At 67.7% G+C, this 17503-nt stretch carries 18 protein-coding genes; 17 read left to right on the top strand and 1 reads right to left on the bottom strand.

Annotation, left to right across the window (positions count from 1 at the left end):
• Window positions 1-33: 33 nt before the first annotated feature.
• The 16 genes from FJX73_11635 to FJX73_11560 all read left to right on the top strand — a co-directional run bounded on the left by FJX73_11635 (window position 34) and on the right by FJX73_11560 (window position 15957).
• Window positions 34-729, top strand: coding sequence for a CoA pyrophosphatase (locus tag FJX73_11635; protein MBM3471424.1), 696 nt, complete (start codon window positions 34-36; stop codon window positions 727-729).
• Window positions 730-740: 11 nt separating this feature from the next.
• Window positions 741-1898 carry a cysteine desulfurase gene (locus tag FJX73_11630; GenBank protein ID MBM3471423.1) on the top strand — a complete coding sequence of 386 codons (1158 nt, stop codon included), beginning with the start codon at window positions 741-743 and terminating at the stop codon, window positions 1896-1898.
• Between the two features lie 51 nt (window positions 1899-1949).
• Window positions 1950-2333: an NADH-quinone oxidoreductase subunit A gene (locus FJX73_11625; GenBank protein ID MBM3471422.1), complete on the top strand. Its 384-nt coding sequence runs from the start codon at window positions 1950-1952 to the stop codon at window positions 2331-2333.
• Window positions 2334-2418: 85 nt separating this feature from the next.
• Window positions 2419-2838, top strand: coding sequence for an NADH-quinone oxidoreductase subunit B (locus tag FJX73_11620; GenBank protein ID MBM3471421.1), 420 nt, complete (start codon window positions 2419-2421; stop codon window positions 2836-2838).
• Window positions 2839-2852: 14 nt separating this feature from the next.
• Window positions 2853-3362, top strand: coding sequence for an NADH-quinone oxidoreductase subunit C (locus FJX73_11615; protein ID MBM3471420.1), 510 nt, complete (start codon window positions 2853-2855; stop codon window positions 3360-3362).
• 15 nt (window positions 3363-3377) lie between these two features.
• Complete coding sequence (locus tag FJX73_11610) at window positions 3378-4556, top strand: NADH-quinone oxidoreductase subunit D (GenBank protein ID MBM3471419.1); 1179 nt, start codon at window positions 3378-3380, stop codon at window positions 4554-4556.
• The gene (nuoE, locus tag FJX73_11605; protein MBM3471418.1) at window positions 4553-5014 is read left to right on the top strand and encodes an NADH-quinone oxidoreductase subunit NuoE; all 462 of its coding nucleotides are present in this window, start codon (window positions 4553-4555) and stop codon (window positions 5012-5014) included. The genes FJX73_11610 and nuoE overlap by 4 nt, the downstream gene beginning before the upstream one ends.
• Window positions 5015-5050: 36 nt before the next feature.
• Window positions 5051-6298, top strand: coding sequence for an NADH-quinone oxidoreductase subunit NuoF (gene nuoF / locus FJX73_11600; protein MBM3471417.1), 1248 nt, complete (start codon window positions 5051-5053; stop codon window positions 6296-6298).
• Window positions 6258-8663 carry an NADH-quinone oxidoreductase subunit NuoG gene (nuoG, locus tag FJX73_11595; GenBank protein ID MBM3471416.1) on the top strand — a complete coding sequence of 802 codons (2406 nt, stop codon included), beginning with the start codon at window positions 6258-6260 and terminating at the stop codon, window positions 8661-8663. Before nuoF ends, nuoG begins: the two co-directional genes overlap by 41 nt.
• Window positions 8660-9646: an NADH-quinone oxidoreductase subunit NuoH gene (gene nuoH, locus FJX73_11590; GenBank protein MBM3471415.1), complete on the top strand. Its 987-nt coding sequence runs from the start codon at window positions 8660-8662 to the stop codon at window positions 9644-9646. The genes nuoG and nuoH overlap by 4 nt, the downstream gene beginning before the upstream one ends.
• A 3-nt stretch (window positions 9647-9649) precedes the next feature.
• Window positions 9650-10123 carry an NADH-quinone oxidoreductase subunit NuoI gene (nuoI, locus tag FJX73_11585; protein ID MBM3471414.1) on the top strand — a complete coding sequence of 158 codons (474 nt, stop codon included), beginning with the start codon at window positions 9650-9652 and terminating at the stop codon, window positions 10121-10123.
• A 7-nt stretch (window positions 10124-10130) separates the two neighbouring features.
• A complete protein-coding gene (locus FJX73_11580; GenBank protein MBM3471413.1) occupies window positions 10131-10643 on the top strand; it encodes an NADH-quinone oxidoreductase subunit J in 513 nt (170 codons plus the stop codon).
• Between the two features lie 3 nt (window positions 10644-10646).
• A complete protein-coding gene (gene nuoK / locus FJX73_11575) occupies window positions 10647-10949 on the top strand; it encodes an NADH-quinone oxidoreductase subunit NuoK (protein MBM3471412.1) in 303 nt (100 codons plus the stop codon).
• Between the two features lie 3 nt (window positions 10950-10952).
• Complete coding sequence (nuoL, locus tag FJX73_11570; protein MBM3471411.1) at window positions 10953-12863, top strand: NADH-quinone oxidoreductase subunit L; 1911 nt, start codon at window positions 10953-10955, stop codon at window positions 12861-12863.
• Window positions 12864-12904: 41 nt separating this feature from the next.
• A complete protein-coding gene (locus tag FJX73_11565) occupies window positions 12905-14452 on the top strand; it encodes an NADH-quinone oxidoreductase subunit M (GenBank protein MBM3471410.1) in 1548 nt (515 codons plus the stop codon).
• Entirely contained in the window at window positions 14449-15957 is a 1509-nt protein-coding gene (locus tag FJX73_11560; protein ID MBM3471409.1) for an NADH-quinone oxidoreductase subunit N, read from the top strand. The genes FJX73_11565 and FJX73_11560 overlap by 4 nt, the downstream gene beginning before the upstream one ends.
• On the opposite strand, the gene lgt is transcribed toward FJX73_11560, so the two are convergent.
• Entirely contained in the window at window positions 15954-16916 is a 963-nt protein-coding gene (gene lgt, locus FJX73_11555) for a prolipoprotein diacylglyceryl transferase (protein ID MBM3471408.1), read from the bottom strand. The two genes, FJX73_11560 and lgt, sit on opposite strands and share 4 nt — an antisense overlap.
• On the opposite strand from lgt, the gene FJX73_11550 reads away from it, so the two are divergent.
• Complete coding sequence (locus FJX73_11550; GenBank protein MBM3471407.1) at window positions 16841-17380, top strand: peptide deformylase; 540 nt, start codon at window positions 16841-16843, stop codon at window positions 17378-17380. The genes lgt and FJX73_11550 overlap by 76 nt on opposite strands.
• Window positions 17381-17503 lie beyond the last annotated feature (123 nt).

Raw genomic sequence — 17503 nt, 5'->3', positions numbered from 1 at the left:
TGCGCCGGGCTGAACTCCTCCATCCTACACAAGATGTTGGGATCCAGGCGCGGCCGGCCACCAGATATCGTTGGGACGCACCATGGAGGAGAGCGCGCCTCCGGCATCCAAGACCAGGGTGTGGATACCCTGGAACTGCTGCGATCGCGCCTGCAGGCGGCGGTCCCGCGCGACCTGCCGCGCGACCTCTCGAGTGATCTCCCGCCGGGCTCGCGCCGCCGGGCAGCGGTGCTGGTGCCGCTGTTCGAGTCCGGCGGCGCCATGCATCTGCTCCTGACGAAACGGGCCGAGAAGGTCGAGTATCACAAAGGGCAGATCTCGTTTCCAGGCGGCCGCCAGGAAGACGGCGACGCCGATCTGCTTGAAACCGCGCTGCGCGAGACACACGAGGAGATCGGTCTCGCGCCGTCGGAAGTCGAGGTGCTGGGTCGCCTGGACGAGATCGAGGTCATCGCGTCAGGGTTCGCGGTCACCCCGTTCGTGGGCCTGGTTCCACCGCCGGTGGACCTCAGGCCAAACCCCGACGAGATCGCCGAGATCGTGGCCGTGCCGCTTGCCTCCTTTCTCGATCCGGCCAACCTGCGGGTGGAGCACGTCGTACGCGAGGGCAGGCTGGTCGAGCTGGTGTATTATGAGAATATTTCTCACATGGTGTGGGGGGCGACCGCGCGGATTATCAAGGGTTTGGCGGAGTTGCTGGCACCAGAACCGCCCGGAGGTCAGCGATAGACCGCGAACACATCTACCTCGACTACGCGGCCACCACGCCGGTGGATCCACGGGTGCTGGCAGCGATGGCGCCCTTCTTCGCCGACCGCTTCGGGAACGCGGGAAGCGTGCACGGCTTTGGACAGGCCGCGCGGGCGGCCGTGGACGAAGCCCGTGCCGCGGTCGCGGACTTGATCGGCGCCCGACCCGGCGAGATAGTCTTCACCTCTGGCGCCACCGAGGCAAACAACGCCGCCATCATTGGCGCGGCATACGCACGCCGGCGGCCTGACGCGCACCTGATCACCGCGGCGACCGAGCACCACGCGGTGCTGGAACCCTGTCGCTGGCTGGCAGAGCGCGGCACCGCCCTGACGGTTCTCCCGGTTGACGGTCATGGACGCGTGGACCCGGACGCGGTGCGGCGCGCCATCCGGCCGGGGACGGTGCTGATCTCGATCATGCACGGCAACAACGAGATTGGCACGCTGGCGCCTGCCGCCGAGATCGGCGCGATCGCGCGAGAGCACGGCGTGCTCTTCCACACCGACGCGACGCAGAGCGTTGGGATCGTCCCGGTGGACGTGGGAGAGTTGCGCGCTGATGTGCTGTCCTTCTCGGCGCACAAGCGCTACGGACCCAAGGGGGTCGGCGCGCTCTACGTGCGCTCCGGTGTGGACATCGAGCCGATCCTTCACGGCGGAAGCCAGGAGCGTGGCCGCCGCGGAGGCACGGAGAACGTGTCCGCAATCGTCGGCTTCGGCGCGGCCGCATGCCTGGCGCGTGAGAGCATGGCCGAGGAGTCCGCCCGTATCGCGATGCTGCGCGACCGTCTGGCCGCCGGGCTGGCCGATATCGAGGTTGCACACGTCAACGGACATCCGCGGGAACGGCTGCCGGGCATTCTCAGCGTCTCCTTCGCCGGCGCCGACAGCGAATCGCTGCTCCTGGCGCTGGACCTGGAAGGGGTGGCGGCTTCCAGCGGATCGGCCTGCGCCGCGGGCAGCATCGAACCCTCGCACGTGATCGCGGCGCTCGGGCTGCCCGATCGGTTGGCAGCGGGCACGCTGCGCTTCTCCCTGGGCCGCCAGACGACCGTCCAGGAGATTGACCGCGTCCTGGCTCTGCTCCCGCCCCTGCTGGCCAGGGTCCGGCGCGCCGGGTCCGGTGCGAACGGCGTCCGTCGTTGACACCCTGTGGAATCTTTGGCATGATACACGGGAGTTTGCAGCGTAAGAGGAATGTGGTTTAGCACTCCTGGCGGTGAGCGGTTGCAGGACTACATTCCCGTCCTCGTGCACTTCGTCATAGTAGTCGTACTGACCGTGGCGCTGCCGGTGCTTCATGCCCTCGTTGGCGGCAGCCGTCCCACACCTCCCAAGATGGAACCCTACGAGTCGGGCGTCTGGACGATCGGGTCCACGCGCGAGCGCGTTCCCATCCGCTACTACCTGATAGCCATGCTGTTCATCCTGTTCGACATCGAAACGGTCTTCTTGTTCCCGTGGGCAGTGGTGTACCGCCGGCTCGGAACGTTCGGACTGATCGAGATGCTTGTGTTCGTAGGGGTGCTGGGCGCTGGATTGATCTACGCCTGGAAGCGCGGGGCGCTGGAGTGGGAGTGACGGCACTGTGAGCACGCGCGGCCCTGAACGCGAAGATGCCCATCTCGGGCTCGGGCGGCGCGTGCTCACGACGACGGTCGAGCGGATGGTCACCTGGGCGCGTCAGGGCAGCGTGTGGCCCGCGTCGTTCGGGCTGGCCTGCTGCGCAATCGAGATGATGTGCACCGCGGCCGCGCGGTTTGATCTGGCGCGGTTCGGCAGCGAGTTGTTTCGCGCCTCGCCGCGGCAGGCCGATCTCATGATCGTCTCCGGTCGCGTCTCGAAGAAGATGGCCCCTGTCCTCCGGCACATCTACGATCAGATGCTCGATCCGAAGTGGGTCATCGCCATGGGCGACTGCGCCTCGTGCGGCGGCGTGTTCAACAACTACGCCCTGGTACAGGGCGTGGACAAGATCGTACCGGTGGACGTGTACGTGGCAGGCTGCCCGCCCCGCCCGGAGGCGCTCATGCACGGGTTCCTCATGCTGCGGGAGAAGATCGGTGCTACAGGTGGCCGGCGGTGAGGAGCGCCGCGGCGCTGGTCGCCCTGCTCCGGGAGAGGCTTCCCGACCTCGATCTCGAGGTGACCGAGTTCCGAGGCGAGGTGACGGCGATCGTCCCAGCGGGGCGGGCGTTCGATGCGCTGCTCGCGCTGCGCGGTGCTCCGGATTGGACCCCGGTCCTGACGGACCTGACCGCCATTGATCGCTTCCCGGCCGAGCCGCGCTTCGAGGTTGTATACCTGCTGACCGGGTACGCGCCGCCGGTGCGCCTGCGGGTCAAGGCGCGCCTGCCGGGTGACGCGCCGGTGATAGCGAGCGTGACCGGCCTGTGGTCGGGAGCGAACTGGCTGGAGCGGGAGGCCTACGATATGTTCGGCATCCGGTTCGAGGGACACCCGGGCCTCACGCGCATCCTGATGCCCGATGATTGGGAAGGCCACCCCCTCCGCAAGGACTTCCCTCTCACCGAGGAACCGGTGCAGTTCAACGGCCACACGCCGAAGGTGCCCAGCGCAATCATCCCAAAGTCGCCGCCGCGGCGGTAGGCCTGCGAGCGCCCAATGCCTGATTCGCGAACCGAACCCCTGACGATCAACATGGGCCCGCAGCACCCGGCTACCCACGGGGTGCTGCGGTTGCTTCTCGATCTCGAGGGCGAGGTGATCGTCGGTACAAGGCCGATCATCGGATACCTCCACACCGGGTTCGAGAAGGAGATGGAGAACCGCACCTATCACCAGAACATCGTCTTCCCCGCTCGCATCGAGTACCTGGCCACCTTCATCGAGGAGATGGCATACGTCACGGCGGTCGAGAAGCTACTGGGCATAACGCCGCCTCCTCGGGCTCAGGTGGCCCGGATAATCCTGGCGGAGCTGTCCCGCATCGCCAGCCACCTCGTGTGGCTGGGATCCAGCGCCATTGATGTCAACGTGTCCAGCGGCTTCATGTACTGCCTCCAAGATCGCGAGCAGATCCTTGACATCTTGGAGATGGCCTCCGGCCAGCGCATGATGCACGGATACTTCCGTATAGGCGGGCTCCATCGGGATCTGCCCGAGGGGTTCGAGGCGCGCGTCAGGCGGCTTGCCGAGGGCCTGGCCGCTCGCGTGGACGAGTACGACTCCCTGCTGACCGACAACCTGATCTGGCGCAGGCGCCTCGAGGGCGTGGCGGTTCTCACCCCGCAGGCCGCGCTGGCATACGGCTGCACCGGGCCTATACTGCGCGGCTCGGGTGTGAACTACGACGTGCGCAAGGCGTTCCCGTACGGTGGGTACGAGCAGTTCGAGTTCGACGTGCCGCTGGGCAAGAACGGCGATGCCTTCGACCGGTACATCATACGGCTGGAAGAGATGCGGCAAAGCCGCCGGATCATCCTGCAGGCGCTCGATCGCCTTCCTGGCGGCCCTGTGATCGTGGACGACCGCAAGATCGCGCTGCCGCCACGCGGTGAGCTGGTCCGCGGCATGGAGGCAGTCATCCACCAGTTTAAGCTGGTCAGCGAAGGGCTGCATCCCCCGGTAGGCGAGGTGTACGCGGCGGTGGAGTCCCCTAGGGGAGAGAAGGGCTATTACCTGGTCAGCGATGGGAGCAACCGGCCCGCCAGGGTAAGGGTGCGGGCGGCAACTTTCAACAACCTGCAGGCGCTGCCGGCAATGGTGTACAGGGGGTTCATTGCGGACGTGGTCGTAGCGATCGCGAGTCTTGACGTCGTGCTGGGAGACGTGGACCGGTGACGGAAGCCGCGCGGGAGGAGATCCGTCGCCTGGCCGGCTTCTACGAGCACCGCCAATCCGCCCTTCTTCCTGCGCTGTTCGTGGCGCAGCAGGAGGCCGGATACCTGAGCCCGGCGGCGTTGGAGTCGGTGGCCGAGGTGCTCGAACTCCCGGTGACCGAGGTGACCTCGGTCGCCTCGTTCTACGGCCTGTTCTACCTCGAGCCCGTGGGCAGGCACGTGGTGCACGTGTGCACCAACTTGTCGTGCATGCTCAACGGGTGCCAGCGCGTGTTGAGCCGCATGCAAGAGGCAATGGGCATCCATCCGGGCGAGACCACGCCGGACGGGCGGTTCTCGCTTCGGACGGCGGAATGCCTGGGAGCGTGCGAGGAAGCTCCGGCGGTGCTCGTGGACGAGGATCGGTGGGCCGCGGTGTCGCCGGAGGACGTCGAGCAGATGCTGGATCGGTACCGGTAGGGCGCAGGGGCGTAGAAGATGGCAACGGAAGCGGCCATGCCTGAATCGGCTCTACTACGGTGGGTGCGGGCCGAGGGCATGGCGGAGATTGAGCAATACCGCCGCGCCGGGGGCTACGACGCTGCGCGCCGCGCAGCCACGGAGCTGACCCCTGACCAGGTCATCGAAATGGTGACCGCTTCCGGGCTGCGGGGAAAGGGCGGCGCCGGATTCCCAACCGCTCAGAAATGGAAGTTCATCCCCAGGGCGGCACCGGTGAAGTACGTCGTTGTGAACGGGGACGAGGGCGAACCAGGCACCTTCAAGGACCGCACGCTGATCGAGGGCTGCCCGCACCTGCTCGTCGAGGGTATTCTGATCGCCGCGGTGACCATCGGCGCGCGTAAGGTATACGTCTACCTGCGCCGGGAGTTCTACCGGTGTCGCCGATTGCTCGAGGCCGCGATCGCACAGGCCCGCGGGGCGGGCTTCGTGGGAGAGAGGATCTTCGGGAGCGATCACGCCGTTGAGATCGTCGTGCATCCGGGCGCCGGCGCCTACATCGCCGGGGAGGAGACTGCCCTGCTTGAGTCGCTGGAGGGGCGCCGCGCGATGCCCAGGCAGCGCCCGCCGTTCCCGGCTCAGGCCGGCCTCTATCAGCAGCCGACGCTGGTCCAGAACGTCGAGACGCTCTGCCACCTGCCGGTGATCATCGGCCTGGGACCTGAGCGTTACAAGGAGTTGGGTCCGCCGGTGCTGTTCTCGGTGAGCGGGGCTGTCGTTCGTCCCGGGGTGTACGAGGCGCCGCTGGGCGTGACGCTGCGGTCGCTCATCTTCGAGCACGCCGGAGGCATGCGTCCTGGAAGGCGATTCAAGGCGGCGTTCCCGGGTGGTGTCTCGTCGGTCTTTCTTACCGAGACGGACCTCGACGTGAAGATGGACCCCGACAGCCTGCGCCAGGCCGGCACAATGCTCGGCTCGGCCGCGGTGATAGTGGTTGACGATTCCGCAGACATGGTCGAGGTGATGGCGCGCGCGGTGGAGTTCTATCGCGACGAGTCGTGCGGCAAGTGCACTCCGTGCCGGGAGGGGACCGCGTGGATCGCGCAGATCTTTGAGCGGATCCTGCACGGCCACGGCCGTACCGAGGACCTGGCGCTTCTCGAGGGCATAGCCGCAGGGATGACCGGCACCTGCTTCTGTCCACTTGGAGAGAGCGTGCCGCCCGGCCTGGTGGCCTCGCTCCGGCTCTTTCGGGACGAGTATGAGCGCCGCATCGCGGTGGGGGCGGCACATGGCCGCTGAAGCCCCACGCGCGGCGGTGACGCTCGTGATTGACGGACGGGAAGTGACCGTGCCCAAGGGCATGACCGTCTATCAGGCGGCCCGCTCAACGGGCATAGACATCCCCATCTTCTGTTACCACGACCGCATGCCACCGCTGGGCGCGTGCCGCATGTGCCTGGTCGAGGTCCACAAGATGCCCAAGCTGCAGACCGCCTGCACGCTGGAGGCATCCGAGGGCATGGTGGTCAGCACCACCAGCCCGGCGGTCAGGGCGGCGCAGGAGAGCATCCTGGAGCTTCTGCTCATCAACCACCCCCTCGATTGCCCGATCTGCGACAAGGGCGGCGAGTGCCCGCTCCAGGACCAGGCGTTCCGGTACGGCCCGGGCCGCAGCCGGTTCATCGAGGTCAAGCGCGACCGCGCCAAGCCGATCGCCCTGGGTCCTGTGCTGGTCCTGGACCGAGAGCGATGCATCCTGTGCTGGCGCTGCGTGCGCTTCGGCGAGATCATCGCCGGGGACGACGCGCTCAAGGGATTTGAGCGGGGTTTTGCCAGCGAGGTCGGCACGCCGCGGGCCCTTACGGTCGAGTCGAAGTTCATCGGCAACGCCATCTCGATCTGCCCGGTGGGCGCCTTGACCAGCCGGACCTACAGGTTCAAGGCCAGGCCCTGGGACATTGAGCCGGTCGCCTCGACGTGCGCCCACTGCGGGGTCGGGTGCTCGATCTGGCTGGACGTGCGCGGTGGCGAGATCCTCCGCACGCGGGCCCGCGAGGAGCCGGAGGTCAACGACGTCTGGTTGTGCGACCGGGGGTTCCTTGGGCACGGCTACGTCGCCGCGGAAGATCGTCTGACCAATCCGCTTGTGCGGTGGGAAGGCCGTCTGCAGGAGGCCTCCTGGGACGAGGCGCTAGGCCTGGTGGCCGACCGGTTGCGCGCCTCGCGCGAGCGCGGACCAGGCCGCGTGGCATTCCTCGGCGGCAGGCGGCTCACAAACGAGGACGCCTCTGCCGCGGCAGGGTTCTTCCGTGATCTGGTGGGTACGCCCCACCTGGACCACCGTGTGGACTCCCCACCTGATGGCGCGAGCCTCGGGGTGAGTTGGGGGCTACGCTCGTCCCTCGACGAACTGGGCCGGGGTGACGTCTTCGTGCTGGTCGGCTGTGATATCACCGAGGAGTATCCGGTGGTGTGGCTGCGGATCAAGGCGGCCATTGACCGGGGCGCGCGGCTGGTGATCGTCCATGCCAAGCGGCTCGAGGTCCGGCGCCATGCGCATTGCGAGCTCCTCGACCGTCAAGACCGGATCGCCCCGCTTGTGGCTGCGCTGGCAGCGGCCGGTGCCGCGACTCCCCCGGAGAGCGGTGATGTGGCAGGGCTGGCCGCGCCTCCGGCGGAGAGCGTTGATCTAGCAGCGGCGGCCGCGACCATCGCATCCGGCGAGCGCGTCCACGTGTTGCTGGGAAGGTTCGCGATGGACGGACCTGACGGTCCGGACCTGCTGCGCTCCGCGGACGCCCTGGCCCGGCGGGTGAACGGCACCCTGCACATCGCGCGCGGGCAGGGCAACGACCTCGGAGCGCAGAGGTTCGGCCTGCTGCCCGGAGAGGGAGGGATGGACGCGCCCGGGATTCTCCGGGGCGCGGCCGCAGGAGCGTTCGATCTCCTGTACGTGGCCGGGAGCGATCCTGCCACGGCGGTGACCGACGGCGCGGCATGGCAATCGGCCCGTCGTGGGGTCGGGTTCGTGGTGGTGCACGAGGCGTTCCTGTCGGCAACGGCCCTGGCGGCCGACGTGGTGCTGCCGGTGCTGGTCCTGCCCGAAAAGGACGGCACGGTGACCAACCTGGAAGGCAGGACCCTGACGCTGCGGGCGGCGGTGAAGGGCCCGGGACAGGCCCGCGCCGACCGGGAGATATTCGACCTGCTATCCGCCAGGATGCGCTTCGTGCTCGGTCCTGGCACCGCCGCGCGGATCGAGCCGGACGGGCTCGCCATCTCGGGCGCCGGCGCGCACTCAGGTGACGTCCGTGAAGGGACCGCGCCCTTCCTCATCGTAGCGGTCGCCGATCGCCTCTTCACCCAGGGAAGCATGACCGGCCGGTGCCGTGGTCTGAGCGATCTTGCCGGTACTGCCCACTGTCTGATCCATCCTGCCGACGCGGCCCGCGCCGGCGTGACCGATCTCGGCCTGGTGGAACTGGCTACAGAGCACGCATCGGTGGTCGTCCAGGCCCGCGTGAGCGACGTCACGCTCCCCGGCCAGGTCATCGTCCACCGCGGCTATGACGGCGTCCCGGTGCACGCGCTCGTGCGCTGGTCTCCGGTGCCGGTCGGCGTGGAGATCAGGCCTGTTGCTCCACCGGGAGGGGAGCCCCAGTGATCTCCGTGGTCCTGGTCGCCGCGGTCAAGAGCATAGCCCTCGTGGTCATGGTGCTGCTCGGGTTCGCGTACGCGACCCTGCTGGAGAGGCGACTGCTCGCCCGCTTCCAGCTGCGCTATGGTCCTAACCGGGCCGGCCCGTTCGGGCTGCTTCAGCCATTTGCCGACGGGATCAAGCTGATATTCAAGGAAAGCTTCATGCCGGCGACCGCCGACCGTTTCATCTACCTGCTTGCGCCGGCCATCTCGATGGTCGCCGCGCTGTTCGTCTACGCCGTGATCCCCATCGGGCCGGAGATTCGCATCCTTGGGACCCCGGTGTCGCTCTACATCGCCGACGTCAACGTGGGCATACTGCTTGTGCTTGGCGCCTCGTCCATCGGCGTGTACGGCGTCATCTTGGGCGGCTGGTCGTCCAACAACAAGTACGCGCTGCTGGGTTGTCTCCGGTCGAGTGCCCAGTTGATCAGCTACGAGCTGGCCATCGGGCTGGCCGTGGTCTCCGTGGTCCTGACAGCCGGGTCGCTCAGTCTGGTGGACATCGTGAACGCGCAGCAGCGGCTCTGGTACGTGGCCCTCCAGCCGGTGGGGTTCCTGCTGTTCTTTATAGGCGCTCTCGCCGAGACGAACCGCGCGCCGTTCGACCTGCCGGAGGCAGAGCAGGAGCTGATCGCCGGGTTCCACACTGAGTACGGCGGCTTCAAGTTCGCGATGTTCTACGTCGGCGAGTACGTCGGCATCATCACGATGAGCCTGCTTGTCACCACGCTGTTCTTCGGTGGGTGGCACGGGCCGCTGCTGCCCGGTCCCCTCTGGGTAGGGATCAAGACCTTTGCCTTCGCGTGCCTGTTCATCTGGATTCGGGCAACGCTGCCGCGGGTGCGGCACGATCAGTTGATGGCCTTCGGCTGGAAGGTGCTGATCCCGATCGGTCTGCTGAACGTCGTCGCCACGGCCGTGATTGTGGCCCTGGTAGGAGGGTAGCCGGTGCCGGGCCTGTTCAAGCAGTCCATAGCGCTCCTGCGGGGTTTCCTGATTACCGGCCGGTACCTGTTCCGGCCTCCCGTGACCGTGCTCTATCCGGAGGTCAAGACCAAGGTCGCGCAGCGGTTCAAGGGGCGGCACTGGCTGACGCGATATGCCGACGGCGTTGAGCGCTGCGTGGGATGCGAGCTCTGCGAGATAGTCTGCCCGTCTCAGGCGATCTACGTGAAGGCCGCGGAGAACACGCCCGAACGCCAGATCAGCAAGGGCGAGCGACACGCCGAGCAGTTCCAGATCAACATGCTGCGATGCATCTTCTGCGGCTTCTGCGAAGAGGCGTGTCCCACCGGCTCCATCGTGCTGGGGCAGGACTACGAGCTGGCCGGCTACTCGCGCGCCTCGCTGGTCTACACGAAGCCGATGTTGACCGAGCCCTATCCCGGGGCCTCGGGCCGCGATCCGGGGCGGGAGGTGTAGCGGGCAGATGGATTGGGTCATCTTCGTCCCCGCAGCAGCGATGGCCGTAGCCGGAGGGGTGGGCGTGATAGCCTCACGCAAGCCCGTACACAGCGCGATCGCGCTTCTGGTGGTCCTGGCATCGCTGGCGGTCACGTACCTGCTGCTGGCCGCGCAGTTCATCGCCGTGCTCCAGGTGATCATCTACGCCGGCGCGATCGTTGTGCTGTTCCTCTTCGTGATCATGTTGCTGCACGCCCGGTGGGGCGAGGGCCCGGTCGAGAAGCTGCCGCGCCAGCGCGGCGCGGCGGCGGTCTTCGCTGCGTTGTTCCTGGCGGCCCTGCTTGCCGGCAGCGTGGCAGCGGCCAGGCCGCTGGCGCCTGCGCCCGAGGGGTTCGGCACCGCCCAGCAGGTGGGCGAGGTGCTGTTTGTGACCTACCTGCTGCCGTTCGAGCTGGCGTCGGTGATCCTGATGGTGGGCATAATCGCCGCGGTGGTCGTGGTCAAGCGAGGGCCGCCCGCCGGAAGAGGAGGGCGGTAGCCCGTGGTACCGGCCTCGGCATACCTGGTGCTCAGCGCCGTGCTCTTCACCATGGGCGTCGTGGGCGTGCTGGTCCGCCGCAACGCCCTGATCGTGTTCATGTCCATCGAGCTGATGCTGAACTCGGTCAACCTGGCCTTCATCGCGTTTGCCAGGCAGCACCTTGGTATTGACGGGCAGGTGATCGTGTTCTTCGTGCTGGTGGTCGCGGCGGTGGAGGTCGTAGTGGGACTGGCGCTGATCGTGGAGATCTTCCGGTCGCGGTCCACCGTGGACATTGACGACGTGGATCTGCTGCGGGGTTAGGCGATGGGTTTTGTGCCCCTGATCCTGGTGTGGCCGCTGCTGGGCTGGCTCGTCAACGGGCTGGCCGGCCGCCGGCTGTCACGCACTGTCTCGGGACTGGTGGCGTGCGCGACGGTCGGCGCGAGCTTCGCCACCGCAGCGCTTGCGCTGGCGGCCTACACGCAGGCCGCGGCGGCAAAGGCAGCGTTCGCGGCAGAGGGAGCATCGCAGGCGGCGCTCTCGGTGGTTGTGCCGCTGTTCACCTGGCTGGGAGCGGGCGACCTTTGGGTGCAGGCCAGTCTTCAGGTGGATGCCCTGTCGCTGACGATGGCGCTTGTTGTTTCCGGCGTCGGGTTCCTCATTCATGTCTACTCGATCGGCTACATGGCGCACGACCCCGACGTCTCGCGTTACTTCGCCTACCTGAACCTGTTCATCTTTGCCATGCTCCTCCTGGTGCTGGCCGGCAACCTGCTTGTGCTGTTCGTGGGCTGGGAGCTGGTCGGCGTGTGCTCGTATCTGTTGATCGGGTTCTGGTTCGCGCGCCCGGCCGCGGCTGCCGCCGGCCGCAAAGCGTTCGTGGTCAACCGGATCGGCGACGCCGCGTTCCTGTTGGGGCTGTTCCTGCTCTTCACTACGCTGGGCACGCTGGACATCCCGGAGATCCGCAACCGCGTGGGCGAGTTGCCAGACGGCCTGCGTCTGGCAGCCGCGCTGCTGCTGTTCGCAGGGGCCACCGGCAAGTCGGCGCAGCTCCCGCTGCACGTCTGGCTGCCCGATGCCATGGAAGGGCCGACCCCTGTCTCGGCCCTGATCCACGCCGCCACCATGGTGACCGCGGGCGTCTTCCTCGTCGCCCGCCTGGACACGTTGTTCCTGTCGTCGCCGACAGTCCTGGCGGTGATCGCGATCATCGGCGCCCTCACCGCCTTCTACGCCGCTACGGTGGCGCTGCGGCAGCACGATCTCAAGCGGGTGCTGGCCTACTCCACGATCAGCCAGCTCGGCTACATGTTCCTGGCGATGGGCGCGATCGCACCGGCGATCGGGATCTTTCACCTGGTGACGCACGCGTTCTTCAAGGCGCTGCTGTTTCTCTCCGCCGGCAGCGTGATGCACGCGATGCACGACGTGATTGACGTACGGCGTCTGGGCGGATTGGCCCGGACCATACGGTGGACCGCCGCAGGCTTCATCGTCGGTGGACTGGCGCTGGCCGGGATTCCGCCGTTTGCCGGCTTCTTCAGCAAGGACCTGATCCTGGAGCATGCCTTCGCGCTGGGCATGGCCAGCGGCAACTACATCCCCTACGCGTTGGGCCTGTTGACCGCGTTCGTGACCGCGGTCTATATCACGCGGGCGGTGGCGCTCACCTTCTTTGGCGCGCCCGCGGAGGCGGGCGCGCATCCGCACGAATCCCCGCCGGTGATGCTGTGGCCGATGGCGCTCCTGGCGGTCCTGTCGGTGGCCGGAGGGGCGCTGGGCGCGCATGCCGCCGGCGAGCCGCTGCTGCGCTTCCTGGCACCCCTGCTCGGCGCCGTGGAGGTAGAGGGCGCAGCGGCACCGCACCCCCCGGCAGCAATCTTGATGGGCATCTCGGTTGCGGTGGCGTTCGCGGGCGTGCTGACTGGCTGGATCGTCCACAGGAACCGGCGCGATCCCCACCTGGGGGCGATGGGTACGCTGCTGGAGCAGCGCTGGTACGTTGACGCGCTCTACGATCGGAGCATTGTCACCCCCGGCCACGCGACGGGCCGCTGGATGGCCGGGCCCGTGGACCTGGGAGTGATTGACGCGGCGGTGAACGGGGTGGGCCGTCTGTTCGGGGCGCTGGGTGGCGCTTCCCGCCGTCTGCAGACCGGCTACGCCCGGCAGTACGCGCTCGGCGTGCTGATTGGCGCGGTGTTGATCGTAGGGTACTGGGTCCTGAGGTAACGGGATGAGGTGCGGGCGTTGCGGGAATCCGGGGTAGCGCGATGCTGACGACGCTGATCTTCCTTCCGCTGGCCGGCGCGCTGGCAATCGCGCTGCTGCCGCGCGGGCGTGAGGGCGTCGTGCGCTGGGCCGGGCTGGCCGTGAGTCTGCTGGTGCTGCTTGCCGCGGCGAGGGTGTTCCAGGCGTTCGACGCGTCCTCCGGCGCGATGCAGATGGTGGAGCAGGCGGCATGGGTGCCGGCGTACGGCATCAGCTACCGCGTGGGCGTGGACGGGATCTCGCTGCTGCTGGTGGGCCTGACCGCCGTGATCTTCCCGATCGCGCTGCTCAGCTCGTGGGCGGCGATTTCCGATCGTGTCAAAGCGTTCACGGTGGCGATCCTGGGCCTGGAGACCGCGGTGCTCGGCACTTTCCTGAGTCTCGACCTCATCCTCTTCTACGTCTTCTGGGAAGCGGTCCTCATCCCCATGGCGTTCCTCATTGCGCTCTGGGGCGGGCCGGCCCGCCGCTACGCCGCGATCAAGTTCTTCCTGTACACGATGGCGGCCAGCGTGTTGATGCTGATCGCGATCATCGCGACGCACGTGCTGGGAGCCGTGCTCTTGTGGGAGCGAACTTTCGACATCGAGCGTCTGGCCACGATGGTCCTGCCCGTCCGAACGCAGACATGGCTGTTTGCCGCTTTCGCCCTGGCCTTCGCCGTGAAGGTGCCGATCTGGCCGCTGCACACCTGGCTTCCGGACGCGCACACCGAGGCACCGACCGCGGGCAGCGTGATCCTGGCCGCGATTCTATTGAAGATGGGGACCTACGGGTTCGTGCGGTTCGGGCCGATGCTGTTCCCCGATGCCCTGGTGGCGTCCGCGCCGCTGCTGGCCGCCCTGGCGATAGTGGGGATCCTCTACGGCGCCGCGGTCTCGTGGGCGCAGACCGACCTGAAGCGGTTGATCGCGTTCAGCAGCGTCAGCCACCTGGGCTTCGTGATGCTGGGCATCGCAGCGATGAACGAGCAGGGGTTCCAGGGCGCGCTCATCCAGATGGTCAACCACGGCGTCAGCACCGGCGCGCTGTTCCTCATTGTCGGTGTTCTCTACGAGCGTACGCACTCGCGCGAGATCGCCGACTACGGCGGCGTGGCCGCGCGCATGCCCAGGTTTGCCGCCATCTTCACCATCGTGCTGCTCTCCTCGGCGGCGCTGCCCGGGACCAACGGGTTCGTGGGCGAGTTCCTGATACTGCTCGGCGCCTTCCGGACCTCGACCTGGTGGGCCGCGCTGGCAGTCGGTGGGGTGATCCTGTCCGCGGTCTACCTGCTGTGGGCCTACCAGCAGGTGATGCACGGGCCGCTGGCGGCGAAGCATCCGGAGCGGCTCGCAGAACTCACCCGGCGGGAGGTGCTGGTGTTTGTGCCGCTGATTGCCCTCATCTTCGCCATCGGCGTCTACCCCAGGCCGCTGCTGGACCGGTCGGAGGCCGCGGTTCAGGCGGCGCTAGAGCGGCTCAACCGTACGGCGGCGACCACGCTTCCGGCGCGGGCGGTCGTGAGGGACGCGGCCGTGGACGGCGCGGTCGTGAGGGTGCAGCGATGATTGCTCCCCCGGTTGTGGACCTGACCCTCATCCTGCCTGAGATGATCGTGCTGGGCGCGGCGCTCCTGGTGCTGATGGCGGATCTGTGGCTGGCGCCTGAGCGCCGAGGGTACCTGGTGGCGGCAAGCCTGGCAGGTGTGCTCTGGGCGGCCTGGGTCGCGGCCGGGGCAGCAGATGGGGTCTCGTTTGCCGGGATGTACGTGCGCGATGCCCTCACGCGCGTCGGCCAGGTCGTGGCGCTGGCGGCGACCGGGCTGGGAGTGCTCGTCGCCCCTGAGTACCTCCGGCGGTACAACCTGGACCGCGGGGAGTACTACGTGCTGGTGCTGACCGCAGGCGCCGGTGCGATGCTGATGGCGGCCAGCCGCGATCTACTGATGCTGTTCCTGGCGTTGGAGACGCTCTCCATCCCGCTCTACGTGCTGGCGGCATGGGCGCGCGGCAACACCCGGTCCCACGAAGCCGGCATGAAGTACTTCCTGCTCGGCGCGTTTGCCAGCGCGTTCTTCCTGTACGGAATCGCGCTGCTCTACGGCGAGACAGGCACGACCCGTCTCCCTGACCTTGGGGTCGCGTTTGCGCAGCAGCCCGCGGGCATCTCCGCAGCGGCGGGCGTGGGGCTGCTGTCCATAGGCCTGGGGTTCAAGGCCGCGCTGGTGCCGTTCCACACCTGGGCGCCCGATGTCTACGAGGGCGCGCCGCTTCCCGCTGTAGCGTTTATGTCGGTCATCGCCAAGATCGGCGCCTTCGTGGCGCTGCTGCGCGTGTTTCCGCTGGCGCTGGCCGCGCTGGCCGACCAGTGGACCCTGGTGCTCGGAGCCCTCGCCGCACTGACCATGATCGTCGGCAATCTGGCCGCGCTGGCGCAGTCCAGCTACAAGCGGATGCTGGCGTACTCGAGCATCGCCCACGCCGGTTACCTGCTGGTCGGCGTGGCAACCGCGACGCCGGCGGCGGCATCGGCAGTGATGACCTACCTGGCGATCTACGCGGCCATGGGCACGGGCGCCTTTGCGGTGGCCGTCGCGCTGGAGCGCGGCGGTGGAGAGGCCGACCGGATCGAGGACTACGCGGGACTGGCGCGCCGCGCGCCGCTGCTGGCCGCGGCCGCGGCGCTGTTTCTGGTCTCGCTGGCAGGGCTTCCACCGACAGGCGGCTTCGTGGCCAAGCTGGGCATCTTCGCCGCGGCGGTTGAGACCGGCAGTGTGGCCGGCCTGGCGCTGGCGCTGATCGGGGTGCTGACCAGCGTGATCTCGGTGTACTACTACATGCGCGTGGCCTACGTGATGTACGCGGGGGAGCCCGCGTCTGCGGGCGCTGGGGGCGATGCCGGGGCCGGGAGCGCAGGCGCGGCCGACCCGTCCGGTGGGGTGCGCCTGCACGCCAGCCCTCTGTTGAACCTCGCGCTGCTCATTGCCGCCGCCGCCGTTGTCCATGCGGGCGTTCTGCCGGGAGCGGTCACCTCGTTTGCGCAGCAGGTGGGCGCGCTGCTCTCCAGGCTCTAGGCGGATCGGCTCGCCCTAGCGCCGCCCCGGAACAACACCCACGCACCCCAGGCGATCAGCAGGGTGGCCGGGATCTGCCCCATGGTCAGCCAGCCCACCGCCCGCACGTCGCTGCGCAACGCATCCAGAAAGAGCCGGCCGATCGAAGTGGCCACCACGATCGTCCAGAACACCTGCCCCTCGAACCGCCGTTTCGGCGCGATCTTGCGGGCGGCCAGCAGGATGATCGCGGCGAAGATCATCTCGTATATCTGCAGGGGATGCCGCGGCAGGTCTGGTGCCGTTGGGAACCGCACGCCCCAGGGAAGTGTCGTGGGATCGCCGTAGAGCTCGCCGTTGGCGAAGTTACCGAACCGCACCAGGATGTTTCCGATCGGAATCGCCCAGCCGAACGTGTCCGCCAGAGACCAGATAGAGACGCCGTGTCGGCGCGCGGCCCAGGCGAGATAGAGCAGGCCCGCGGCGATCGCGCCGTGCGAGGTGAGCCCTCCGTGGTCCAGCCGGATGACCTCCACGATGTTGCGGAATCCCGCCGGATGGGAGAGCACGTACCCCAGGCGTGCGCCGGCCAGGGCCACGACGACAAAGGTCACGACCGTATTGTCCAGGATCGAGGTGGCGACCCCGAACCGCGGTCCGACACGATAGGCAACGATCATACCGAGGGCGATCGTGGCGGCCAGCATCACGCCGTACCACCGGATCGCCAGGGGGCCAATCTGAATCAGCACCGGATCCATGGGCGGAGTCAGTGTAGCACCGAGCCCGGAAGGGCTCAAGGCGCAGCCCTTGGCCGCGGTGCCCGCTGGGCTTCGCATCCCTGCGGGCAGCCCGCAGGGTTTCGGCAGCCCGAGGAGGAACCTTCGAGGCGCGGAGGAATGGGATGGCGGATGTGCTGCCGCTGGGCGATCCCCGGCTGAGGGCCGTTTCCACCCGCGTTCGCGATCTCTCCGACCCATCGTTCGCAACGGACGCCCGGCGCCTGGTGGAGACGCTTGAGGCCTTCCGCGCGCGCCACGGGTTCGGGCGGGGGATAGCGGCCCCGCAGATCGGCATTGCCCTGCGCCTCGTTGCCCTGAACCTGGGTCAAGGACCGTTCGTCATCGTCAACCCCGAGATCACCTGGCACAGCGAGGAGGCCTTCACCATGTGGGACGACTGCATGTGCTTCCCCTACCTCCTGGTTCGGGTGCGGCGTCATCTGTCCATCTCGGTCCGCTACACCGACGAGCAGGGGCAGGAACGCGAATGGTTCCGGCTGGACCAGCCCACCTCAGAACTGCTGCAGCACGAGATTGACCACCTGAACGGCACACTCGCCATTGACCTGGCCATAGATCGCGACTCGATCATCGGCCGTGCGGCGTTCGAGGCCGCCCCGGACCTGTTTCGCGCGCAGGTAGACTACTCCATAGGGGGCTAAGTCATGGGGATCCTGGCGCGTGCACGCAAGGCGGTGATTTTGGTCCTGGCAGCCCTACTGGTCGGTTGGCCGCCCACTCTGCCGGCAGTTGGCCAGATAGTCCTAGAAGACGTGGTTGCCCGC

The organism is Armatimonadota bacterium, assembly GCA_016869025.1.
GTDB lineage: Bacteria > Sysuimicrobiota > Sysuimicrobiia > Sysuimicrobiales > Humicultoraceae > VGFA01.
This window is presented reverse-complemented; position numbering and strand designations above follow the sequence as displayed.